This is a genomic window from Nitrospirae bacterium YQR-1, from assembly GCA_039908095.1.
Taxonomy (GTDB): domain Bacteria; phylum Nitrospirota; class Thermodesulfovibrionia; order Thermodesulfovibrionales; family Magnetobacteriaceae; genus Magnetomonas.
The window spans coordinates 83,947-107,012 of the sequence record JAMOBJ010000004.1 but is presented as its reverse complement, the minus strand read 5'-3'; the positions used below and the strand labels follow the sequence as shown (position 1 = coordinate 107,012).

Sequence of the window (23,066 nt, the reverse complement as noted above, 5' to 3'; positions counted from 1 at the left end):
AGCCGCCTGCATTTACTTTTGACTGCTACTTGGTATTACATTTATTTTTCTTTAAATATTAAATTAAAAAATGAGCATATTTTTATCAAAATGTTGTAAAATCACAGTAAAACTTAAGAGGACTGATGTTTGACGGAAAAACGATATTAGTGACGGGCGGCACAGGGTCTTTTGGTAAAAAATTTGCCGAATACGTATTAAAGAAATATAAGGTAAAAAAACTTATAATTTTCAGCCGTGACGAGTTTAAACAGTATGAAATGTCCTCTGTATTTAAAACTCCGCAGTATCCAGTAAGGTATTTTATCGGCGATATAAGGGACCGTGAGAGGCTCTACAGAGCATTTAATGGGGTTGATTACGTAATACATGCCGCCGCAATTAAACATGTCTTAGCCGCCGAATATAACCCTTTTGAGGTGGTCAAGACTAACATAATCGGCGCAGAGAATATTGTTGAGGCAGCAATTGATAACGGTGTAAAAAAAGTCATAGCATTGTCAACCGATAAGGCGGTTAGTCCGGTAAATCTCTACGGCGCCACTAAACTTGCCATGGAAAAGATATTTGTTGCGGCAGGCGCTTACGTAGGCGGCAAAGACACCAAATTTTCCATAGTCCGCTACGGCAATGTGGTTGGCAGCAGAGGAAGTGTTGTTCCGTTTTTTATGAAATTAATAAAATCCGGCATTAAGGAATTACCCGTTACCGATGAACGTATGACCAGATTTTGGATAACTCTTGAGGAATCTGTGGAGTTGGTTCTTGATGCCCTCATGGAGTCTGTCGGCGGCGAGGTGTTTATTCCTAAAATTCCAAGTATGAGAATTACTGACCTTGCAAGAGCAGTGTGCAGCGACTGCAAATTTAAATACGTGGGTATAAAGCCGGGTGAGAAAATCCATGAAACCCTTATATCCGCCGATGAGGCACGCACCACCATCGAGTATCAACCCCCCGGGATGGATATGTTTGTCATTGTGCCGCACACGCACTTTGAATCTAAAGCTACGGCTAAATACAGAAGTTTTAAACGGCTAAAAGAAGATTTCACTTACAGAAGCGATACAAATGACAGTTGGCTTACAATTCAACAGATGCGCTCTTACATTAACACCATGTATGAACACAATGACTTATGAGCCGCTTTATTCCCTATGGCAAACAATTAATAGAAGATGACGACATTGCAGCAGTAGCAGAGACACTAAGAAGTGACTTTATTACACAGGGGCCGAAAGTTGAAGAATTTGAAGACGCTCTCGCTGCATACTGTGGAGCAAAACATGCCGTAGTATTTAACTCCGGCACCTCAGCCCTTCATGCTGCATACTTTGCTGCAGGGTTAGCTTATGGGGAAGAGTTTATAACAAGCCCGATAACATTTTCAGCCACCGCCACGGCAGGTCTTTTCTTAGGTGCAAAGCCTGTGTTTGCTCCGGTTGAACCGGATACCGGAAACATTGATACAGCAAGCCTTAATGACCTGATAACGTCTAAAACGAAACTGATTGTTCCAGTTCATTTTGCCGGAGCTCCGGTTGACTCTAAAGCCCTGTTTGGAATACTTCAGAGTACCGGCGGAAAAATTGTGATTGTCGAGGATGCATGTCATGCCCTTGGCACTGAGTACAGGGACGAATCAACATGGCTAAAAGTCGGAGCCTTAAAACACTCCCATATGTGCGCTTTTAGTTTTCATCCTGTTAAGGCAATTACCACCGGTGAGGGTGGCGCCGTTACCACAAACGATTCATTATATTACAGAAAACTGAAACTGTTCAGAAATCATGGAATAACCAAACAGACTGATAATTTTGTTAACCCTGAGGGTGCACCGTGGTACTACGAAATGCAGTGTGAGGGCCTCAACTACAGGATGACCGACATTGCAGCGGCGCTGGGGATTTCACAACTTAAAAAACTTCCACAGTTTATAGAAAAGCGGCGCTCTGTTGCCAATACCTACAGCAGCGCTTTTGCCGGCAACCGGTACTTTGATTTGCCCGTTGAGAGGGATTATGCCAAATCCTCATATCATCTATATCATATAAGGCTTAAAGATAAATATATTAAACTAAAACTTGAAATTTTTAATAAACTCAGAGAACATGGACTTGGCGTTCAATGCCACTACATTCCGGTGTATCATCATCCATATTACAGAGGGCTGGGCTATAAAAACATCGAAAGTGCAGACGATTTTTATAGCAGGGAAATCTCAATCCCCATATTTCCGGCAATGACGGATGCTGACGTTGCATATGTTGCAGAAAAAGTATTTGAAACTTTTAGGTGGATTAACTGATATGGCTGATATAAAATTAAGGGCGGTTGCCTTTGTTCCCGTCAGGTTAAACTCCAGCAGACTTCCCGAGAAACATCTTAAATATATCGGACGGCAGAGGACACTTCTTTCGTGGGTAATACTGCGGCTTAAGGGGGCACTTGAAATTGATGACATAGTAATATGTACGACCTGTGAGAAGGAAAATGAGCAGCTCAGAGATGCAGCCCTTTTAGAGGGTGTATCGTTTTTTGCCTATGACGGTGGCGTTGATGATGTTGTAGGGAGGCTGACTGCCGCCTCTGTAAAATATCGAGCGGACATATGTGTTTTGGCAAGTGGTGACTGCCCGCTGCTTAGTAGTGAGACAATTGATTTAATGGTTAAAACATTGAGGGAAAACACTGAGGCCGATAATGTGTTGTTTTCCGATGTTAACGGCAGGCAGCCCATACATGAGGGCATTATAGTATCCAGGCGAAAACTCTGGCAGCTGGCCGATAAGTACTCGGACACGCCTGCTTTAAGGGAACACCAGTTTCCGGTTTTTCTGAGAAATGTCTATCCCGATAAGTTTGCACACATTAAAAACGTTTATGTTAAAGACAATGAAATTTTCTATAACTTAAACCACCGCATATCTATAGACACACCTGATGACCTTAAATTTATTAACAGGCTTTTCTTTCTCTTGCAAACACAGGGGAGTGAATTTAATTTAAAAAATGCGATAACCGCAATTATTGAAAACCCTGAAATCTGCAATATCAATAAACACGTCTATAGAAAAACCCTTGAGGATGTGACACTCAGAGTAGCATTTTTTGTTTCACCTGGGACAGCCTGCGGATATGATAATCTGCGCAGAGCGCTTGAGATTGCAGGCGTTTTAGTTAACAGGTTTGGCTTAGGAGTGGGATTTTTCGTTCCTGATGATGAATCTAAAAAATTTGTGCAAATGCAGGGCTTAAGGGCTGACACAGCAGAGGCCGGCAAACTTGTGGACTTCCATAAAGATTTTTCCTTTAATGCAGTTGTCTTTGACATTGACAATAATTATTATATTGACAGGGAGTTGATAGATACACTTAGAACTTCTGTGGGAGCAAAGGTTATTGTAATATCGAATATTTTCAGAGACTCGATATGCCCGGATATGCTCATTGCCTCAACATTGAATTACACGGTTAACAATAGTAAATGTAAAGTAAAGTCAGGTAAAGATTACATCGTTATCCCGCAGGAGATAAAAGATGCGACGATTGATATAGCCGCCAAAGAGGACAAATTGGTTATATACTCTTACGGAGATAGTTTTATTCCACGGCTTGCAGAGAAGCTTAGCGAACAGGACATCGGTTTCAGACAAAAATTTTACGATAGTGTTAGCGCAGAATTTCTCAGTGACTTTGCCTCCTCAAAGGTTCTACTCTGCACGATGGGAAACAGGGCCTACGAGGCAATTTATCTTAACTGTGTTCCAATTATTGTTTCTGTAAATCCAAAAGAATCACACGAAATAGCGGTCTTTAACAGATACTTGAAGGAGCTAAAACCGCATGATTTTGAAAACGGAGCAGTTAATATTGCTAAAGTAATTGTTGATCTTTTAGAAAAGTAGAGAGAGAAATGAAAACTCAAAGGACGGAGAGAGATTCTTTGAAGAGAGATAACGATAGTGCCTTTACCTAAAAACGACAATTGAAAATCATATAAACTGGCTTATTGTCTTGTTTTACAAGGAAATTCGGCCTCTGCGGAGCAGTTCATTTTACCGACTTTTTATTAAACCTGAGATTGTGTTTTTTTACATTTTGCTGAACACCACATGCCTGACCGCTATATAATGATTTAGAAAATATCTGAATTGTGATTATTATCACTACAGTACTGAGTTGTCTATCAACTCAATGTGTTACTAAAATCACACAACAGCCTTGAGCGCTTTTATTTAATCCATTGTAAATGGCCGTAATTTTAACTATATTATAAAATTTTAGTTGACAAACGAATTAATATCCTGTAACATATATCACAATTTAATGCAAATCTTATTATTTAAGAAACTGGACATTGACAAAGGTCAATAAATACTTTTATGTGAGGTGGTTGTATCAATTGAATAAATAATTAAAAAACAGATGCCATTTATTTTAGATGAATGTATTACAGGTTTTTCACTAAAAAAATGAAAACTAAAAATAATTTTTGTCTGTTTTTTACAAAAATAAAGAGGACGAGTTTAATAAAGATGGAAATGTACAAAAGGTTTTTTCTCCCAAATTATTTGCGTGCACCACCAAAAGCGCAACTGATACCAGGTTGCAGTCAGAAGTAAACACAGGCGGCTGGGAAAAAGCGACGCCTCCCCTTACAGGGAATTCTCCTTTAGAGGAGAGTATACCCAGGAGCTTTTGACGCACGCCAACGAAGTTAGACTATTGAATGCAACTTGGTATGACTTAAGTTTGTGTTGTCAATTTAGGATACCTACCACGGTACCCTACAGTAAAGAAGTGACTCTTTTATTGAAAAAGAGCATTGTCAATAAGGTTATGGAGGAATGTACAGTGAAAAAAATACTTATATCGGTAATAGTTGTTATGATGCTTTTTACACTTACACAGACGGGCATTACTGCTGAAGATACACAATCTGACACGGCAGTAGTTGTAAGAGGAGACACTAAAATAACGATTGGTGGAGAGATCAGATTCAGAGGTGCATATAGACACAACACTGCCGACCAGGTAAATGACGGCTCTTCTTACTACACAAAGTTAAACATTGTAGGATATACCGCCGGTACAGCTACCCCTTATAACGTAACCAACATATACGGCACTAACTACAGTGGCACAGCTACAAACGGTTCATATACGCTGGGGTCAGGTTCACTCAGCTCAGGAGACGACCATCAGGCATTTTACGACACCCGGGTGAGACTCTCTGTAGATATAAAGGTATCCGATTCGGTACATGGTTTTATCGAACTTGAAAGCAATCAGGGAGATACAGACACCACCGATACAGTAAGGTGGGGCACATCTTCAGCAGCGACCGGAATCGCAGCAGTAGGTAACTCAAAATCCGGTGACCTCAGGCTTCGCCAGGCATGGCTTCAGTACGCTAGGGACAACTATGGAGTAAAAATAGGCCACCAACTAGTCAAGCTTGGAAACGGACTGTTCCTGGATCACAGCAAATTCGGTGACGATGCCATCCTTGCTTTTATAAAACCTGCCAGGGAAATGTTGCTTGCAGCAACTACCATCAAATTTAAAGAAGGTACAATCAACAATCCTGATGACGCCACAGCTTACGCCATAGTAGGAGCCTACACTGGTAACAGATACAATATTAGCGGCGACATCACCTTTATTGACGACCAATCCTTTAGCAGTACCACTAATTACAAAGCACATGTATGGAACATCGGCCTGCGTGCAGACGGCACATGGATGGTAGGTAGTAAGGATTCATTAACCGCCCGCGGTGATATCGAATTACAGGCAGGTGATGTAAAATGGAACACTGTTAATATGGAAGATTCAGCAATAAGAGGATGGGCTCTATTGGCAGGGCTTGATTATAAAATAGATAAAAACATCAAATTGACCCTCGAGTACGCATACGGCAGCGGTAATGCAGATGACGATTCCAGCTCTAACGTCAATAACTTTATCACCTCACTGGGTGCCGATCAGCACTACACATATGTATATGAATACCATGTGCCGACAGCTTGCGGCGGATTGACCGGTTCTGGGCTCTGTAATACCATGTACTTAAAGGGCGGTGTAGCAGCAGACATTACCCCGTCTCTTTATGGCGAACTCTATGTTTACTGGCTACGTGCAGCCAAAAACATAAATATCTACAACGGCGATATGTCCAGTAACCTCGGCTGGGAAATTGATTCTAAACTCTCCTATAAGATCACAAAGAACCTTCAGTACTGGATCGAGGGTGGTTACATGTTCACCGGAAATGCATATGACAGAATCAAAACACAGACTTACACCTACACTTATTTGAGCACTAACCCTGCCGTTACATACGAAAACACCAGAAACAACGCTTATGCAATCAGACATGGTATTCAGCTGAATTTCTAATTTTAGTATTTCCACAAAAGGCTGCTTCAATACGAAGCAGCCTTTTATGTTTCAGGCGATTGAACCAGGTTGCAGTCAAAAGAGTAACGAGGCGGCAAGGAGAAAGCAACACAGGCGTACGAAATAGTACGCCCGTGTTTACCTCCGGCTGCAGCTTGGTATTATTTGTGTAAAATACGCTCCGAATTATTTCCGAATTATTGAAAAACTGCAACTCGGCCACTTGAAAAACAACATGTATTGTGTTATACTCCACGATGCTCTTAAGAAATACTTCATAACAACAAAAGGAGAATGCTGTATTAAATTCAATGACAGGCATAGAACTATTAATAACCTTCTCGTATTGTCTGTTGACAGCTGTTGATACTTTTACAGGTTTAGCACCAACCACTACAACGGCAGCGGCAATAACAGTACCTGTAATGACAAGTGCCTGAAATATTGATATTTGCAGTCTAATCTGGTATGTAGGAGGAGTATATTTTATTGTTAAAGCCGGAATGTAAAATAGTTTTCAGACTTTCTCAGAAAGTTTTAACCACTAAAAACATGAAAGGATATTTATAATTAAAAAGATGCTGACCGACAGGCGTGCTTTTTTGAAAACTATTTTGGGTGGTGGTTTACTTCTCATCTCCGGTTATCTGTTTAAAATTAATCTTTATCCATCCAGACTAACTAAAGATGAGACGGACACACTAAGGGTGTTTTTTGACGTGCTGATTCCAGGGGATGAAAGCCCACCGGCATCTGCGCTTAATGTGGATAAAATTTTAATAAGCGAAATTGAACAAGACAAAACCCTCCTGTTGCCGGCAAGAAAAACTTGCAAGTGGTTAAATGCATTGTCAAACAGCTCCTTTAACATTAAATCTTTTAAATTGTTAGATGATGCCAATCGCCAAAAAATAGCCGGCATAGCCTCAGAAAGTACAGAAGGCACAGTTCAAAGGTTTTTTTTTGATACAACTTTGAGAAAAGCTCTTTCTCATTATTACGCTAATCCCGCAAGCTGGAGCTCACTCCGCTACAACGGTCCCCCTCAACCAAACGGATTTCCGGAGCAGTCGGAAGCTCCGGTGCAGTTATAAATGAGTAACACTGAATACGATGTTGTGGTGGTCGGCTCTGGAGCAGGCGGAGGTGCCATTGCATGGGCTCTGTCGAGTCAAAAAATAAAGGTATTATTACTTGAGGCCGGGGGTTTTTATAATCCCGCAAAAGATTATCTGCTGGATAAACCACAGTGGGAACAAACCGGTTTTCCAATGAAAGAACCGCATGAGAAGTTCTATAGTTTTGGAAAGATGCAGAAACTAAACGAACGGTTTTCATCGCTTGCCGGCTTTAACCACATCACAGGGAGGTCAAACAAGACAAACCGGAGACTTGCCGGCACGTATCATCACCTGCGTGCAGTGGGCGGTTCAACCCTTATGTTTAGTGGTGAGGCTCACAGGTTAAACCCTAACTCGATGAAAATGAAAACCAGGTTCGGAGTGGCTGCCGACTGGCCGATGGAGTACACAGAGCTTGAGCCTTTCTATCAAACAGTGGAAAATATCATAGGTGTATCCGGACAATTTGATGCCAATGCTTTAAGGCCTTTCAGTGCCCCCTACCCTCTCCCACCCCACAAGATAAGCTACAGCAGCTCAATTATAAAGGAAGGCGCCCTTAAACATGGTATCAGCTTTGTGCCGAATTCTTTGGCTATATTATCAAAACCCTATGATGGCCGCCCTGCGTGCAATTACTGCGGAGGCTGTCTGCGAGGGTGCATGTTAACCGACAAAGGCAGCGTTGATGTTACTTTCATTGCAAAAGCAATTGCCACAGGATACCTGACGATAAAAACTCAATCCACAGCCGTAAGTATTGAGGCAGGCCCAAATGACAAGGTAGTACAGGTTCAATATGTGGATAGCAAGAGAAATTATCAGACGGCACATGGTAAGATATTTGTAATATCCTGTGGAGCGGTACATACTCCACGCCTTTTATTGCTCTCCAACAACCGCTACAGCCCCGACGGTTTATGCAACGATTACGGAGTCGTCGGGCATAACTTTATGGAAACCCTTTCCTGTACAGTCTCCGGCCTTTACGATAAACGGATAGAAAGTTACAGGGGGCTGCCCGCAGACATTATCTCCTGGGATTACAACAATCCTGACTCAATAAAAGACGTAATCGGCGGTTGCCGTTTTTCAGCAGGTTCAATAGAAACGGACTTTACAGGCCCGATAAACTATGCGCTGAGGGTAGCCGGAGGATGGGGCAAGAGGCACAAAGACGAAATGAGGAACGTCTTTGGTAATATACTCACGATTAGTGCTGTGGGGGAGAGCTTACCAAATAGGAGATCGTATGTCGGGCTGAACAAAAAGAAAAGGGATGCCCATGGAATGCCGCTTCCTAAAATCTGTACATATCTGGATGAGATGGAATTAAATCGTTTGAAGTTTATGCTTGAGACTTCCAAAGAGATATTGAACGCATCCGGCGCCGGTAAGATAATTGAACAGAACACATCTTACGACATTTTTAACTCTACGCACGTATTTGGCACCTGCAGGATGGGAACAGATATAAAGGACTCGGCAGTAAACCAGTATTGCCAAAGCCACAGGTGGAAAAATCTGTTTGTTGTGGATGCAAGCGTGTTTCCCAGCTCCGGCGGCGGACAATCTCCGTCTCTGACTATCGAAGCGCTGGCCTTAAGAACCGCAAAGTATATTACAGACAATTTACGATAATTATAATGAAATTCAAAAGTATAACGCAGGCGGCAAGGAACAAGTGACGCCCTCTCACAGGGGATTCACCTTTAGGGGAGACGCCCCGGAGCTTGTGACTAAACCAACAAAGTTAGACAAATGAATTAGAAAATGAGTGGACGGTAGGGGATTCGAACCCCCGAACACCCTTGTGGCTACTGGGTTAGGAATGTATCCAGGAACGAAACCGGAATGAGTGCATAGGTTGGCATTTGGTTATTTTCATTAATGCACTCTACCCCCATATCTTTTTTTATGCAACTACCAACTCAAAAGGGATAGTTTTACCATCTATGTCTACAGTTTTACTTACATAGAGTTTTTCGATTCCGATAACCATACCATCTCTGTTTTTCTTAAATATTATACCTTCACCAGCCTCTTCACAAATATACTCATCCTCTGGTTTCCCAAACCAGATATCCATAGTATCAAGTTCCTTTTGATAATATACAGTTACTTTGTCCATATAATTGTAGTGAACAGTATTTAATCTGACAGGTGCATAATTTCATCCTTTTCAAAATTGTAACACATTTCTATCTCTCTTCTTTTTAGTTAGAAGCATTTATTTCTTCTTATTTTCCCATTAAAATGTTACATATCAAAAAGTCTTATGCTTTAATATAGCATATCAAGCGTCAATTTAACCCCATCTACTAAAAAATAATCAGATGGGGCATACTTGTACGAAAAAAGAGGGGACACAGCAATTCTGGACTGAACACGTTTATGCATGGAGTAACAACTTGGTATAAAATACGAAAACAGATGGACTTTCATGTGTTTATAATGGCAAAATATATGGGGCTAACTATGGAATCTGTTTACTTTGCAAAAAGAAAAATACGTTACATCTTAGCACTTCTGGGATTGTGTGCAACGTTTGCTTGTATCGCCGTAGTTAGTGTCAAAGATGACGGACTTACTATTGATGAAATAGTTCATATCCCCTCGGGCTTTGCCGCTCTCAGGGACCAGAATTTTATAATAAACCTGGAGCACCCACCATTGTATAAAATGATTGCGGCAGTACCGTTGCTTTTTCAGAATATCAATTATAAAACCGACCTCATATTTTCCGGTTCAGAATACGAATCGAATGAGATTAACACTTTTTATACCCTCAACAAAAGTAACTATGACAATATTTTGTTTGCCGGACGTGTGGCACTAATCGTATTTAACACATTTTTACTATTTATCTTAGGTATGCTTCTAAGACAAATAATCTCACCTGTGCCGGCATTGCTTGGTGTATTTTTTATTGCCTTTGAACCAAACTTTTTTGCACATGCCCGTTATATTACAACCGATGCCGGTGTCGCCTTATTTTCAGTGCTTTCACTGACCGCCTTTGGCATTTTCCTGAAAAAACAACGGAGCACGTATCTTTACTTAACCGCTTTATTTTTGGGGGCGGCACTCTTAAGCAAATTCTCTGCAATACTCATTTATTTATTTATTTTAGTTTTCCAGATTTTTTATGAGCTTAAACAATTTTTTAAGCCTGACGGAGTAAAAACATTTAAAAAGATCTTTTTTAATTCTGCTCTGATTCTGATTGCACCATGGCTTTTAGTTTATCTGGTTATTTTTGGGGCCGCCATGCACGTAAACACAAATCAGCTCAATTATAAGATTAAAAACGGCCTGCACACTACAGAGTCAACCAGTGAAACAAGTATTTTCTTAAGGCCGGTATTTATATATAAGATTGGTTTTAATCATGTCACTATACGTTCCCGGTTAGGACATCAGCAGAGTCACCTGCCCCAATATCTAAACGGTGAGGTCAGAGTTAATAAAGGCTGGTGGTACTATTTCCCTTTAGCTTTGCTCTATAAAGAAACCCCAACTCTGCTGGTCTTATTCGCTCTGAGTTTAATACTGTTTTGGCGGAAAAACACTGAAGCACACCCTCTGGAGAAACTCCTGCTGTTTTTTAGCGGAATCTACCTTTGTGTATCTATAACCTCTGACCTCAATATAGGCATCCGCCATATTCTGCCGATGATTACCTCTCTTACTCTTCAGGCGATTATGCTCTTGTCACGCCAACAGTTTTGGTTAAAATATAAACTATGGTATGGAGCTGTAGCTTTTCAGCTTTTCAGCCTGATTAGCATCTATCCATACTATACAGCTTATTTCAATGTTTTTGCCGGAGGCCCCGCTAATGGTTACAAACATCTGCTTGATTCTAACCTGGACTGGGGGCAAAATCTCAAACGGCTTTATTTTTGGGCTCAGAAAAACAAAATAGAGTCAATTACCGTTCATTCATGGATGGAAACTTATTCCGATCTTTTCGACGAAGGAAAGATATTTAAACACCGGCTGAGTAGCGAAAACGGCAAGCCTAAAGGCTATCTTGCTATCAGTATTACTGCTATTGAGTTGGGTGGAAAGTTTTTACCCAAAGGCTATGAACGTCTGGAAAGAATGTATCTGAGAAACATGAAGCCCGTTGCAGTCGTTGCCCACAGCTTCCTTGTGTATCATTTCCCTTAAATTTCAGCTGCCTGCTAATATTCATACCAAGTAGCAGTCAAAAGAGTAACGAGGCGGCAAGGAGAAAACGACAAAGGCGTACTATGCTCGTACGTCAAGGAGCTTTCGACGAAGCCAACAAAGTTAATAGAATGACTGCAACTTGGTATCGCTCAATATCAGTTATACCGCCTACCGCCGCCTGTCCATATCATAAATATGGTAAACAAAACGCCCTCTAATTGTAAACGTTTCCATTTGCCACTCATTGGGTAGCGGCCAAAACGGCGAGGCATCTTTGATTGACTGTACTGCGGCATCATCAAGGCTGCGGTTTCCTGAGGTCCTAAACACATAAACCTGCCCAAGAGTCCCGTTTTTGTTTATTGTGAAACTCAACTGCAAATCTCCGGTTATTTTGCGCTTTAAAGCATCCGGAGGATATATCCATGAGGCTTCTATCATCTCACGTAGTCTTCTCATATATCCCTCATATTTCATATCCTCAACTTCAAAAGACAAACCTGTGTCTTTCTCCGCTCCATAAGTCCTGTCCTTACCCTGTTTAACACCGGTAATCTGTGAGTGTTTAGCGATTATATCTTTATCAAAGAGATTTGCAACGCTTGGAGGTGAGGGTTTTTGCCCCCTTGACGGAGTTGCGGTTTTCGCTGCACCGGCGCTGTCGGCTTCAGAGCCGGTGATTTCTGTTTTAGCGGGGGCGTGTGGTTTTTCTGTCTCTCCTTGGCTCCTATGTGGTTTAACGTCAACCTTTGGTTGCTGTGGTTTACCAGCAGGCTGCGTCTTTGCAGAATGCTGAGACGGCGGCTGCGGCCTTTGTGACGGTGATGCCCTACGTGACTCACTCTGAGGCGCCGCCGCTGCCGGCTGCTGCGGCTGTCCCGCCCCCTTTGTTTTCTCTTCACTATCTGCTCTCTCCGTCTTGTCTGAGTCTGGAACCCTCGGAAAATCAGCTTCCTTTGTTACTATCTTAGCCGTTATGGGCGGAGGTACCCACGGTTTTTTTTCTTTTTTGTAAACATATGTCAGAAGTAAAATCAGAATTATGTGAAATAAGGCTGAGAGAATTATATAGCGTTTAAACATTAGCTGAGGGGCCTTTGCTCAGAAAGTGTAAAATGCTTATAATATTAATACAAAACTGATGCAATGATAGAAAAACCTTAATTTCCAAAAAAATACCTTTTAAGTAACTTTGTCGTTAAGGTGGTGATTTCCTTTAAGCTTATAGTTTTTTGAGTCCAGAGGCCCATAGAAGCCTCTCTGATATCAGCCCTGCCATGAATTGACACAAGCTCCTCGGCTGCCTCATCACTTTGCAAAAAATAACTCTGAAGCGCTCTCATAAGAATAAAGTGTTTTCTGTATTTCGATTGCCAGTGTTTTTTGTAATTTTTCGGCCTGTCATTTATTATAGCTTCAGCAGCCAGTTTGGCCGACTTCATGGCATAGCATATTCCCTCATAGGTTACAGGAAGCACCTGCCCTGCCGCATCACCCACAAAAAAGACCCCGCTTTTGTAGTAGGCACTACCGTCCCAGACCGGAATGAAGTATCCCCTCCGTTTGCCAACTGTTTTAATGCCGCTGTCTTTAATAAAATTATCCAGACACAGTCCGGCGGCAGCGGTGTCCACCGTGCCGGTTCCTACCGATATTCCGTTATGGTGCGGGAAAATCCATGCATAAAACCCAGGTGCATAAAGTTTCCCAAATTGAAAACGGCACTTTGTTACGCCCCGGTCAGGGATAACCTCATGAGTTGTAAATATACGGCTGGGGGAAGTGCCGGTTACCGCCCTTCTTACAGTGGAGTTTACACCATCGGCGGCAATCACATACCGGGCCCTTAATGTCCTCTGCCACCCCTGAGAATTAATCCTAAGCGCCACACCACCTCTGTCAACGGAAACTCCGGTAACAGTACCTGTAATTACATCAACACCTGCCCGCTGCGCCTCTTGTCTAAGTGCTTTATCAAATTCCCTGCGGTTGATTATCGACACATATGCGCCCTCCAGGTCTATCTCCTGCATCGCACCCTTAGGAGATATGATTTCAAGGGAATGGACTTCTTTAGTGATTAGAGACTGTGGTATTTCAAACTCATCAAAAGCCGTGGATATTAACCCGCCACCGCAAGGTTTTTCATTATCAGGATTTCTCTCGATTAATACCGTCTCCACGGAGGCCCGTCCAAGCACCCTGGCTGCTGTGGCACCTGCCGGGCCCCCCCCCACTATCGCCACATGTACGTCATATTTAAACATTTCCTGTGCTTAGTATATTACTCAGACTGGATACGTGTTGTCAAAACCGGACACTTGGCATTTCTTACCACCTTTTCCGCCGTACTGCCAAAAATCATCCTGTCAATGCCTTTTCTGCCATGAGTTCCCATCACTATAAGGTCTATGCTGTTGGTGTCTGCAAATTTAAGAATTTCATCTGCCGGATTCCCTCTGGCTATGTGCCTGGAGACTGATTCCACATCCTTAAGCTGTTGCTCATAGATCAATTGAAGTTCCTTCTGAGCATTCTCCTCTATGTCCTTATAGAACTCATCATAAGACAACTGTGGCAGGTACCATCCCACAGCGCCGGCAACGTCGTAAATCACATGGAAAACATAGATTGAGGCACCATAACGCTTTGCTAAGTCTGATGCGTAATCCGCAGCCCACGATGCGCCTTCCATAAAATCCGTCGGTACTAATATTTTCCTTATCTCCATAAGACACCTCCTTGCAAGATGTAAAGGGACATCCACCTGACCTTATATCCCCTTACTTAGTCGTTCATAAAGAAGTCCGAGCCCCTTCAGAGAAAGGTTCAAATCATACAAGTCAACTTCCCTTAAAAAGGACTCCATTAATGGAGCATTGCCACCCGTTACCGCTATACTTATATTATAACCTAATTCTCTTTCAATTTCACGTGTAATGTTATCTACCGCCCCCGCCGTTCCATAAAAAACTCCGGAGAGAACCGCTTCTTCCGTATCCTTTCCCAGTGCAGACGGTTTTATCCCCTCAAGTTGAACAAGTGGAAGCATTGCGGTGTGGTTATGAAGGCTCTCTGAAAGTAGTCTGATTCCCGGCAAGAGTGCTCCTCCGGAAAACACACCGTCTCCATCCATTACACTTATTGATGTCACGGTGCCAAAATCCACTGTTAATGAGGGGCCTTTAAAGGCCTCAACAGCGGCAAGCGCCACAGCCACTCTGTCAATTCCCACTTTCTGCGGATACCTGACACTGAATTTTACCCCTGACTCCGTTGCTTTGGTAATCAAAACCGGCTCAATTCCAAAATATTCCCTTGCACAATCCACAACATGTACGGAAATACCCGGAACAACCGACATCACGGCAATATCCGTAATTTTGCCGCCTACGGTATAATTATTAAAAGGATTTTGCACTTTTTTCCTGAATGACTCATTTGGAATTGATATTTTCTCCAAAACACCGGGCTGTCCGATAATGCCGGCCTTCACATTAGTGTTTCCGATATCAATTGCCAACAACATGGGTAATCTCCCCACTCTTTAGTAAAACACTTGTTCCATCAGGTTTCTTAACTATCAGAAATCCATCTTCATTTATACCAACAGCTCTGCCACTGAGTGCTTCAGATACTGTTTGAATAGTAATAGTGGAATTTATCGTCCGGCTGATGGATTCCCATGTTTTAACCAGAGAGTGTTTATCATGTTTTAATTGCTCACAATAGTTAATAAAATACTTTAATAAAGACTCTACAATATTTCCTCTTTCGAAGTTTTTATTAGTCTCCAAACTGATACTTGTAGCGGTGTCATTCAACGAATCGGGAAACGCTGTGACATTAACATTTATGCCGATACCGGTAACGATATAAGACAGTGAGTTGCCTGCCACTGATGATTCAGCCAGGATACCTCCAAGTTTTTTATTGCCGCAGTAAATGTCGTTTGGCCATTTAGGCCAAACTGTTAGATTGCATGTCTCCTTAATGGCTGAGACAACAGATAGTGAGCTGATGACATTCATAAGGGTCTGTGGAAAGCCTGTTTCCGGCCTCAATATGACAGAGATGTAGATATTTAGCCCCGGGGGTGAAAACCACTGACTGCGGCCCTTACCGCGCCCGCTGTGTTGGCAGTCTGAAATAATCACAGTTCCATGTGGAGCATTTTTTTGTTTAGCCATGGTTTTGGCCAAATCGTTGGTAGAGCCGGTTTCAGGTATATACATGATATTGTAACAGCCAATGGGCCTCTTAAGGCATCTCAGATCAGAAGCTATGATGTTTTCAGGAACAAGTGAAATGTCTTTACAGAGATTACTCTCAATATCCATTATGAAAACCCACGGGAAACTCTCTTCGGCTGTTTGTTTTTAGAGGATAATTTATCTCGCCGCAGGCATGGCAAGATGCCCCTCTTTTCCCCGTTGGGGCAGTCTTGCAGACTGCTCCACAACATTTGGATACAGAACGAGTCAAACACTAATACCAGGTTGCAGTCAAAAGAGTAACAAGGCGGCAAGGAGAAAGCGACGCAGGCGTACTGTTTAGTACGTCGAGAAACTTTTGACGAAGCCAACGAAGTTAATCGAATGAATGCAACCTGATATAAGGCAGATGTGCAACCGTCACTACTTATACACCCTAAAAAAAGACCGGTTTTATCAACTGTTTTGAACCGGCTTCCAAACGTCTCTGAACAATCTACAAGATTGTTCCTACAGATGTTAAATCCATTCCTCAGGCTTTTTTGTCCGGCCACGGGCATAACGCATTCAGAAAGCATTTAGAACATTGGGGGTTTATTGCTTTGCATGTTGAGCGGCCAAAGAGGACAGTGCTGAGGGAAAATGCAATCCACTGCTCCTGCGGGATTATTTGTCTCAGGGTCATTTCAACCTTCTCAGGATTTTTAGAATTAACCAGCCCCAGACGGTTGGTTATTCTTAATACGTGAGTGTCAACCGGTATTGCGGGAATTGAGAAGGCTACAGCTAAAACCACGCTTGCCGTTTTCCTTCCAACACCGGGCAATTTAGTTAATTCCTCTATCGTGTTGGGAACATTGCAAGCATAATCTTCAATAATTCTGTGAGAGCAGGTTTTTATCGCCTCGGCTTTATTTTTGAAAAACCCTGTTGTTTTTATATCCTCCTCAAGTGTGCTTAAATCGGCATTTGCAAAGTCATCGATAGTAGGGTATTTTTTGAAAAGTGCCTTTGTCACTATATTAACTCTTACGTCGGTACACTGGGCGGAGAGAATGGTTGCTACAAGCAGCTCAAAGGCAGTTGTGAAATTCAGAGCACACTGAGGATTGGGAAAATTAACCCTTAGTTTTGAAATGATTTCGTCAACCTTGTTTTTTGATTCATTAAAGAGCATTAAGAATATGAACCTCAACTTTTCCCTTAAGTAATGATGAAAACTTTTCGGCATCAGCCTTAGTTCCCACCACGGTGCCATAGTGCATGGGGACAGCCATTTTAGGTTTTATATCAGAGGCCGCCTCTGCCGCCTCATCAGCGGTCATAACATATGTGCCGCTTACGGGAAGAAGCGCTATATCAATGTTTTTCAGGGTACTCATCTCCGGTATCCTGTCAGTATCTCCAGCCATGTAAACTTTTACACCGTTTACCTTAAATATATATCCCAGCCAGTTGTTAGATTTTGGATGGAAACTCTTATTGGTATTGTAGGCAGGCACAGCTTCAATTTCTATCCCTGAAACGGTAAGTTTATCTCCGGGAAGTGCAACCTTAACATATCTACCGCTAAGTTTAAATGCACAGTCATGCGTGACAACGAATTGTGTATTTTTATCGCTTATTTTACTTATGTCTTCCAGCGAAAAGTGGTCAAAGTGGCTGTGGCTTATAAAAATCAAATCAGCCTTATCGGATTTCTTAATGTTGTACGGGTCAGTATAAATCGTTTTCTCTCCGGTTATTTTAAAGCAATCATGACCCAGCCAATTAATATTTTCTATCATTTTAATGCTGCCTCCCGTGTTTTGTTTAATTGTATCCAATCCGGTAATTTTCAGCAAATTATACCTTAACAGGCTGCTCAAAAGCCGTGCCAGTCTCCGTTTCGCTTGTTGGTATCAGTATAATAACAACAGCACATTATCTACGTCAACTTTATTGTGCCTACCACTTTAAGCATTTTATGATGTTTATCATGGAAGATAACAGCTGATTCGTGGTAACATAATAATAAAAGTCAGGAGGAAGGATGGATAAATTTGTAAGGAATTTTATAGTGATGAGCATAGTGTATTTAGGGGTGGCGGCCTTTATGGGGGTTTTTATGCTTAGCGGAACTAAATTTCTTTCGCTTAGGTTTGTACATTCCCACTTCATGGTTCTTGGGTGGGTCTCAATGATGATATACGGAGTGGGATATCATATACTTCCCAGGTTTTCCGGACGTCTGCTTAAAAGCGTAAAAATTGCTGAGGTTCAGTTTTGGCTTGCTAACATTGGGCTTATCGGTATGGCTGTGTTCTATCCCACGTGTCAATACACATCGTCGTGGCAGTCGTTTCATATGCTTGCCCCTGTGTTTGGTTTCATAGAGTTTATATCAATAGCCCTGTTTTTCTACAACATGCTTGCCACACTTTTGGCTAAGGCGCCCGGGCAGGCTTAGCTGTCGATTTTTTAACGGCACTCCGGCAACTGATAAGTTATAAAGCACCTAATCCCTGTGAGGGCTTAGGTGCCCCCGGCCGTAATGACATCTTTAATAAATTCAACAGTACCTTCAAAATCCGATATTAACGCAATACAAGCTTTTCTATTATTTGTTTACCTTTGCCACTATTGACATAATTTATTAAAAAGTACTAAATTTTATAATAAAACTTAAAACGGTTTATGGAATACATTGAAATTTAATAAAATATTACTTATAGCTATATTGTTAACACTATCGCTTTTTTCCTGTAAAAGTGAAGTTCCAGCTCCAAAAACCGGCCAGCCAAAAGCGGCACTGTCAGTAAAAATAGGGATAATCTCAGCCCTTAGCGGGCCTGCCTCCGGCTATGGAAACTCCATAGCAAAGGGGTTTAAACTAGCAGCCGCAGAAATCAACAAAACAGCCCCTCTTCACATAGAATTGATTATCGAGGACTCCGCCGGCAAACAGGAGCAGGCGCTGTCGGTAGTAAAAAAACTGATTAACTCAGACAAGGTTACAGCAATTTTAGGGCCTACCCTAAGTACCGAGATGCGGCTTGTGGGACCGGAGGCAAATAGTAACGGCATACCCATCATGGCTACCTCAAACACAGCCTCCGGCATAACAGACATTGGACAATTCGTCTTTAGAAATTCCATGCCTGAATCCATAGCAATCCCATTTGCCGTCAAAAAGACAATTGAAAAATATCAAATTAAAAACGTAGCCCTCCTTTACGGTGATGATGATGTTTTTACGAAATCCGCTTTTGACACCATGAAGCTCACTGCAGAAACGCTCGGCTTAAACATCACCACCATAGAGAAGTTTCAAAAAGGCCAGACGGATTTTAAAGCCCAGCTTACGAAGATTAAATCCACCTCACCGGATGCCCTGTTGTGCTCGGCGCTTTACAACGAGGGCGGGGTGATTCTGCAACAAGCAAGAAAAATGGGAATCACTGTACCTGTCATTGGCGGAAACGGTTTTAACTCACCAAAGATATTTGAAATAGCAGGGAGTTCATCAGACAGCCTTATAGTTGCAACCCCGTGGTTTAGCGAATCGGTGGAAAACCCTGCAGTTAAAGACTTTATCACTATTTTTGAGAAAACTTACAGCGTTAAACCGGACCAGTTTGCCGCTCAAGCCTACGACGGCCTGCTTATTATGGCACATGCAATTAAAATGGCAGGCTCCTCAGACAGAAACAAGATCCGTGACTCTCTTGCCTCTGTCAGAAATTTTAATGGAGTTCTCGGGAAATTTTCATTTGACCAAAACCGTGATGTTGACATGGAACCTTTCGTGTTGATAGCTAAAGACGGTAAATTCCAATTGTTACAGTAAAAGCTATCCCACAATGCACCTCTTTATCGAGCAGTTAATAAACGGCATAACACTTGGAAGCATTTATTCTTTGACGGCTTTGGGTTTTACACTTATCTTTGGTGTGCTGGATATTATTAATATGGCACACGGTGAAATATTTATGTTTGGAGCTTTTACAGCAGTGCTAATTGTAAACAAACTGGGGTTGCCGTTGTGGGCAGGTTTTTTAGGAGCTTGTGTTGTCAGCGGACTTTTAGGATATGCTCTTGAACTATTTGCCTTGCGGCCGTTGAGAAGGAGAAAAAACATATCACCTCTTGCCCCGCTTATCAGCACAATAGGAGTGTCCATCATGCTTGAAAACATTGCCAGAGCGCTTTTTGGTAGTGACACGATTTCTTTTAAGACCTCAATTTCTGAAATAAACTATAAACTGGGTGAAATAGATATAAACTTAATAAATATTGTAATCCTTGCTGTTTCTTTTAGTTTAACCATAGTTTTATACGTTTGGCTGAAAAATTCCAAAACAGGGCGTGCGCTGCGGGCGGTTTCCGAAAATCCCGACACTGCTGCTTTTTTGGGAGTTAACACCTCAGGAGTTATAACCTTTACCGTGGTTAGCGCCTCTTGTGCCGGAGGGGCGGCGGGAGTGCTTGTTGCAATGGCCTTTAACAGTGTAAACAATGAAATCGGATTGGCTATGGGACTTAAGGGACTTGCAATCATAATTCTGGGCGGCATGGGAAGCATAAACGGCGCAGTCGCAGGGGGGCTGCTGCTGGGGCTTGCCGAGACTTTCGTGGTTGCTTACGGAGATTCCGGCTACAAGGAAGTTGCCGGTTTTATAATTATAATTGCCGTACTGTTAATCAAACCGTCGGGTCTATTCGGTACAGTTGAAAAAGCATAAGTGTCCGGCATTTTAAATTCATATTATCTTCAAATCGGCTCATTTGCAATGATTAATATTCTGCTGGGTCTCAGCGCCTGGATACCGCTTTCAACCGGACAGCTTTCTCTGGGTAGTGCAGGGTTTATGGGGTTGGGAGCTTACACATCCGCCATTTTCGTAACAAGATTTGGAATACCGCTGCCTTTTGCCATAATTATTGCCGGAGTACTCTCAATGTTGGCTGGAGTACTGGTCGGAATTCCGGCGCTTCGCCTCAAAGGTGTATATCTTGCCATAGCCACACTCGGCTTTGGAGAGGTGATGAGGGTGGTTTTCATAAAATGGGAATCAGTGACCGGAGGCGCTGTCGGCATAGCCGGCATACCGGTAATCAGCACTCCAACGGTCGGTTTTTTAATTGACAGCAGCATTATAGATAGCTCTGACAAGAACCTGGTATCTGATTTAACTACATTTTTAATACTACTCTTAGTAACCGGATTTTTCATCTGGTTTTTTATTGCAATGAGAAAGACCCGCATATGGAGGGCAAACAGCGCAATCAGGCTGGATGAGACGGCGGCTGAATCAATAGGAATAAACGTTCACCACTACAAGGTGTCGGCATTTAGCCAAAGCGCCTTTGTCTCTGCAATTGCAGGGGCGCTATATGCCCACACTGCATCATTCATAAGCCCGTCTGATTTTACATATCACAAGGCTGTTGAGGCACTCATGTTTACAGTAATTGGAGGGAGCGGACACGTCTTAGGGGCTGTGTTGGGAGCGAGTGTTTTAACGATTATACCGGAGGCGCTGAGGTTTTTAAAAGACTACAGGTATGCGGCTTTTGGTGGTGTTCTTGTCACTATGATGGTGTTTAAGCCGGAGGGGATTATTACAGAAAATCTTTTCAGAAAACTCCGTAAAAAAGTGTAATCGATGTTGCAATTAAAACTTATAAATAAACACTTTGGAGGGGTAAGGGCATTATGCGATGTTTCGCTTGAGGTTACAGCTGGGCGGATAGTCGGCCTTATAGGCCCTAACGGGGCAGGGAAAACCACGCTTTTTAATATCATAACCTCAATAACTAAACCGGACTCAGGACGGATTATATTTGACGGTAAGGACATAACCGGACTAAGGCCGTTTAGGGTAGCGAAGCTTGGAATTGGACGCACGTTTCAAAATATAAAACTGTTTGGCCGGATGGAAGTAGTTGAAAATGTCATGGCAGGGATGCACTGTGTAAGCAGGGGTGGAATTTGCAGATGTGCTTTTAAGTTTTCCAACTACAGGCAGGATGAGAAACTTTTGCATGAAAAAGCACAACGCCTGCTGTCTTTTGTCGGATTAGAGGGAAAGGGAGATGAGCTTTCGGAGAGTTTTTCCTATGGGCAGCAGAGACGCATAGAGATTGCCAGGGCATTGGCCTTAAATCCACGGCTTTTGCTCTTGGATGAGCCGGTCTCAGGTATGAACGAGACTGAGACACAGGACATTATGAGACTCATAAAGGAAATACGCAACAGCGGGGTTTCAGTGCTTTTAATAGAGCATGATATGGGCCTTATCATGGGCGTGTGTGACACCGTTATAGTGCTGAATATAGGACTTGTTATAGCAGTAGGGAGCCCTGAGGAGATTCAGAGAAACCCTGTGGTAATTGAGGCCTATCTCGGCAATGCGCCTGTAAGGGACAAAAGTGCCCACACTTAGAATAGATTCCCTGTCGGTTAGTTACGGCCACATTGAGGCTTTAAGAGGTGTTAACCTCAACGTCAGGGAAGGACAGATAGTTTCCCTTGTGGGCGCAAACGGGGCAGGGAAAACCACACTGATGAAAACAATCGCCGGACTAATTCAACCACTAACCGGTAAAATCACTTACAACGGCACTGAAATTAAAAACCTCAGAGCCGACCAGGTAGTACGAAAGGGGATATCATATGTGCCTGAGGGAAGAGCAATCTTAAATAAGATGACTGTTTATGAAAATTTGCTTATGGGCGCTTACATCAGAGACGACAGTGAAGTCATGACAGACCTGAAAAATATAATGGAGGAATTTCCGATTCTATGGAGCAGAAAAGACCAATTGGCGGGAACACTCTCAGGAGGTCAACAGCAGATGCTTGCAATTGGGAGGGCGCTAATGTCAAAACCGCAGGTTATGTTATTTGATGAACCCTCACTTGGGCTGGCCCCAATGGTTATAGAGCGTATATTTGAGATAATAAATGAAATAAACGAACGTGGCGTAACCATTCTCCTTGTTGAGCAAAATGTTCACAAGGCGTTAAGTCTCTCCAGCTACGCATACGTGATGGAAACCGGCAGGATAGTCATGGAAGGCAACCCAAAGCAATTGCTTAATGAAAAAATCATAATGGATGCTTATCTGGGAGGAATTAAAGGAGTTAGATAATTCGTAAGCG

21 protein-coding genes are annotated in these 23,066 nt (G+C 42.4%); 13 read left to right on the top strand and 8 right to left on the bottom strand.

Annotated features, from left to right (window positions below; genetic code table 11):
* The first annotated feature begins 125 nt into the window (after positions 1–125).
* The 6 genes from pseB (at position 126) to H7844_04155 (ending at position 9,167) form a co-directional block, all read left to right on the top strand.
* Positions 126–1,142 carry a UDP-N-acetylglucosamine 4,6-dehydratase (inverting) gene (gene pseB / locus H7844_04180; protein MEO5356479.1) on the top strand — a complete coding sequence of 339 codons (1,017 nt, stop codon included), beginning with the start codon at positions 126–128 and terminating at the stop codon, positions 1,140–1,142.
* Entirely contained in the window at positions 1,139–2,308 is a 1,170-nt protein-coding gene (gene pseC / locus H7844_04175; GenBank protein ID MEO5356478.1) for a UDP-4-amino-4,6-dideoxy-N-acetyl-beta-L-altrosamine transaminase, read from the top strand. Before pseB ends, pseC begins: the two co-directional genes overlap by 4 nt.
* A gap of 1 nt (position 2,309) precedes the next feature.
* A complete protein-coding gene (locus tag H7844_04170) occupies positions 2,310–3,908 on the top strand; it encodes an NTP transferase domain-containing protein (protein MEO5356477.1) in 1,599 nt (532 codons plus the stop codon).
* Between the two features lie 949 nt (positions 3,909–4,857).
* Entirely contained in the window at positions 4,858–6,405 is a 1,548-nt protein-coding gene (locus H7844_04165; protein ID MEO5356476.1) for a hypothetical protein, read from the top strand.
* A 602-nt stretch (positions 6,406–7,007) separates the two neighbouring features.
* Positions 7,008–7,499 (top strand): gluconate 2-dehydrogenase subunit 3 family protein, encoded by a 492-nt coding sequence (locus H7844_04160; protein MEO5356475.1) that lies wholly within the window; start codon positions 7,008–7,010, stop codon positions 7,497–7,499.
* Positions 7,500–9,167 carry a GMC family oxidoreductase gene (locus tag H7844_04155; protein MEO5356474.1) on the top strand — a complete coding sequence of 556 codons (1,668 nt, stop codon included), beginning with the start codon at positions 7,500–7,502 and terminating at the stop codon, positions 9,165–9,167. It abuts the gene before it with no gap.
* 274 nt (positions 9,168–9,441) lie between these two features.
* Here H7844_04155 and H7844_04150 read toward each other — a convergent pair whose 3' ends face one another.
* Complete coding sequence (locus H7844_04150) at positions 9,442–9,657, bottom strand: DUF2283 domain-containing protein (protein ID MEO5356473.1); 216 nt, start codon at positions 9,655–9,657, stop codon at positions 9,442–9,444.
* A gap of 347 nt (positions 9,658–10,004) precedes the next feature.
* Here H7844_04150 and H7844_04145 point away from each other — a divergent pair, with 347 nt between their 5' ends.
* Positions 10,005–11,702 carry a glycosyltransferase family 39 protein gene (locus H7844_04145; GenBank protein MEO5356472.1) on the top strand — a complete coding sequence of 566 codons (1,698 nt, stop codon included), beginning with the start codon at positions 10,005–10,007 and terminating at the stop codon, positions 11,700–11,702.
* Positions 11,703–11,873: 171 nt separating this feature from the next.
* Here the strand turns inward: H7844_04145 and H7844_04140 are convergent, their stop codons facing one another.
* The 7 genes from H7844_04140 to H7844_04110 form a co-directional block, all read right to left on the bottom strand.
* Positions 11,874–12,788, bottom strand: coding sequence for a TonB family protein (locus H7844_04140; GenBank protein MEO5356471.1), 915 nt, complete (start codon positions 12,786–12,788; stop codon positions 11,874–11,876).
* A gap of 77 nt (positions 12,789–12,865) precedes the next feature.
* A complete protein-coding gene (locus H7844_04135; protein MEO5356470.1) occupies positions 12,866–13,972 on the bottom strand; it encodes a geranylgeranyl reductase family protein in 1,107 nt (368 codons plus the stop codon).
* 17 nt (positions 13,973–13,989) lie between these two features.
* Positions 13,990–14,436 carry a universal stress protein gene (locus tag H7844_04130; protein MEO5356469.1) on the bottom strand — a complete coding sequence of 149 codons (447 nt, stop codon included), beginning with the start codon at positions 14,434–14,436 and terminating at the stop codon, positions 13,990–13,992.
* A 42-nt stretch (positions 14,437–14,478) separates the two neighbouring features.
* Positions 14,479–15,234, bottom strand: coding sequence for a type III pantothenate kinase (locus H7844_04125; protein ID MEO5356468.1), 756 nt, complete (start codon positions 15,232–15,234; stop codon positions 14,479–14,481).
* A complete protein-coding gene (locus H7844_04120; GenBank protein MEO5356467.1) occupies positions 15,218–16,045 on the bottom strand; it encodes a biotin--[acetyl-CoA-carboxylase] ligase in 828 nt (275 codons plus the stop codon). Before H7844_04120 ends, H7844_04125 begins: the two co-directional genes overlap by 17 nt.
* Positions 16,046–16,451: 406 nt before the next feature.
* On the bottom strand, positions 16,452–17,096 hold the full coding sequence (gene nth / locus H7844_04115) for an endonuclease III (protein MEO5356466.1): 645 nt from the start codon (positions 17,094–17,096) through the stop codon (positions 16,452–16,454).
* Positions 17,086–17,706 (bottom strand): MBL fold metallo-hydrolase, encoded by a 621-nt coding sequence (locus H7844_04110; protein MEO5356465.1) that lies wholly within the window; start codon positions 17,704–17,706, stop codon positions 17,086–17,088. Before H7844_04110 ends, nth begins: the two co-directional genes overlap by 11 nt.
* A gap of 245 nt (positions 17,707–17,951) precedes the next feature.
* Between H7844_04110 and H7844_04105 the strand changes: the two genes are divergently transcribed.
* The 6 genes from H7844_04105 to H7844_04080 all read left to right on the top strand — a co-directional run bounded on the left by H7844_04105 (position 17,952) and on the right by H7844_04080 (position 23,056).
* A complete protein-coding gene (locus H7844_04105) occupies positions 17,952–18,368 on the top strand; it encodes a hypothetical protein (GenBank protein MEO5356464.1) in 417 nt (138 codons plus the stop codon).
* A 237-nt stretch (positions 18,369–18,605) separates the two neighbouring features.
* Positions 18,606–19,748 carry an ABC transporter substrate-binding protein gene (locus tag H7844_04100; GenBank protein MEO5356463.1) on the top strand — a complete coding sequence of 381 codons (1,143 nt, stop codon included), beginning with the start codon at positions 18,606–18,608 and terminating at the stop codon, positions 19,746–19,748.
* A 13-nt stretch (positions 19,749–19,761) separates the two neighbouring features.
* Positions 19,762–20,643 carry a branched-chain amino acid ABC transporter permease gene (locus H7844_04095; GenBank protein MEO5356462.1) on the top strand — a complete coding sequence of 294 codons (882 nt, stop codon included), beginning with the start codon at positions 19,762–19,764 and terminating at the stop codon, positions 20,641–20,643.
* Positions 20,644–21,564 carry a branched-chain amino acid ABC transporter permease gene (locus tag H7844_04090; GenBank protein ID MEO5356461.1) on the top strand — a complete coding sequence of 307 codons (921 nt, stop codon included), beginning with the start codon at positions 20,644–20,646 and terminating at the stop codon, positions 21,562–21,564.
* A gap of 3 nt (positions 21,565–21,567) precedes the next feature.
* Positions 21,568–22,347 (top strand): ABC transporter ATP-binding protein, encoded by a 780-nt coding sequence (locus H7844_04085; GenBank protein ID MEO5356460.1) that lies wholly within the window; start codon positions 21,568–21,570, stop codon positions 22,345–22,347.
* A complete protein-coding gene (locus H7844_04080; GenBank protein ID MEO5356459.1) occupies positions 22,334–23,056 on the top strand; it encodes an ABC transporter ATP-binding protein in 723 nt (240 codons plus the stop codon). Before H7844_04085 ends, H7844_04080 begins: the two co-directional genes overlap by 14 nt.
* Positions 23,057–23,066 lie beyond the last annotated feature (10 nt).

Bases quoted from the DNA above. Each gene is read 5' to 3' on its own strand.
- pseB (MEO5356479.1), top strand. From the start codon at position 126: ATGTTTGACGGAAAAACGATATTAGTGACGGGCGGCACAGGGTCTTTT.
- pseC (MEO5356478.1), top strand. From the start codon at position 1,139: ATGAGCCGCTTTATTCCCTATGGCAAACAATTAATAGAAGATGACGAC.
- H7844_04170 (MEO5356477.1), top strand. From the start codon at position 2,310: ATGGCTGATATAAAATTAAGGGCGGTTGCCTTTGTTCCCGTCAGGTTA.
- H7844_04155 (MEO5356474.1), top strand. From the start codon at position 7,500: ATGAGTAACACTGAATACGATGTTGTGGTGGTCGGCTCTGGAGCAGGC.
- H7844_04150 (MEO5356473.1), bottom strand. From the start codon at position 9,657: ATGGACAAAGTAACTGTATATTATCAAAAGGAACTTGATACTATGGAT.
- H7844_04145 (MEO5356472.1), top strand. From the start codon at position 10,005: ATGGAATCTGTTTACTTTGCAAAAAGAAAAATACGTTACATCTTAGCA.
- H7844_04140 (MEO5356471.1), bottom strand. From the start codon at position 12,788: ATGTTTAAACGCTATATAATTCTCTCAGCCTTATTTCACATAATTCTG.
- H7844_04135 (MEO5356470.1), bottom strand. From the start codon at position 13,972: ATGTTTAAATATGACGTACATGTGGCGATAGTGGGGGGGGGCCCGGCA.
- H7844_04130 (MEO5356469.1), bottom strand. From the start codon at position 14,436: ATGGAGATAAGGAAAATATTAGTACCGACGGATTTTATGGAAGGCGCA.
- H7844_04125 (MEO5356468.1), bottom strand. From the start codon at position 15,234: ATGTTGTTGGCAATTGATATCGGAAACACTAATGTGAAGGCCGGCATT.
- H7844_04120 (MEO5356467.1), bottom strand. From the start codon at position 16,045: ATGGATATTGAGAGTAATCTCTGTAAAGACATTTCACTTGTTCCTGAA.
- nth (MEO5356466.1), bottom strand. From the start codon at position 17,096: ATGCTCTTTAATGAATCAAAAAACAAGGTTGACGAAATCATTTCAAAA.
- H7844_04110 (MEO5356465.1), bottom strand. From the start codon at position 17,706: ATGATAGAAAATATTAATTGGCTGGGTCATGATTGCTTTAAAATAACC.
- H7844_04105 (MEO5356464.1), top strand. From the start codon at position 17,952: ATGGATAAATTTGTAAGGAATTTTATAGTGATGAGCATAGTGTATTTA.
- H7844_04095 (MEO5356462.1), top strand. From the start codon at position 19,762: ATGCACCTCTTTATCGAGCAGTTAATAAACGGCATAACACTTGGAAGC.
- H7844_04085 (MEO5356460.1), top strand. From the start codon at position 21,568: ATGTTGCAATTAAAACTTATAAATAAACACTTTGGAGGGGTAAGGGCA.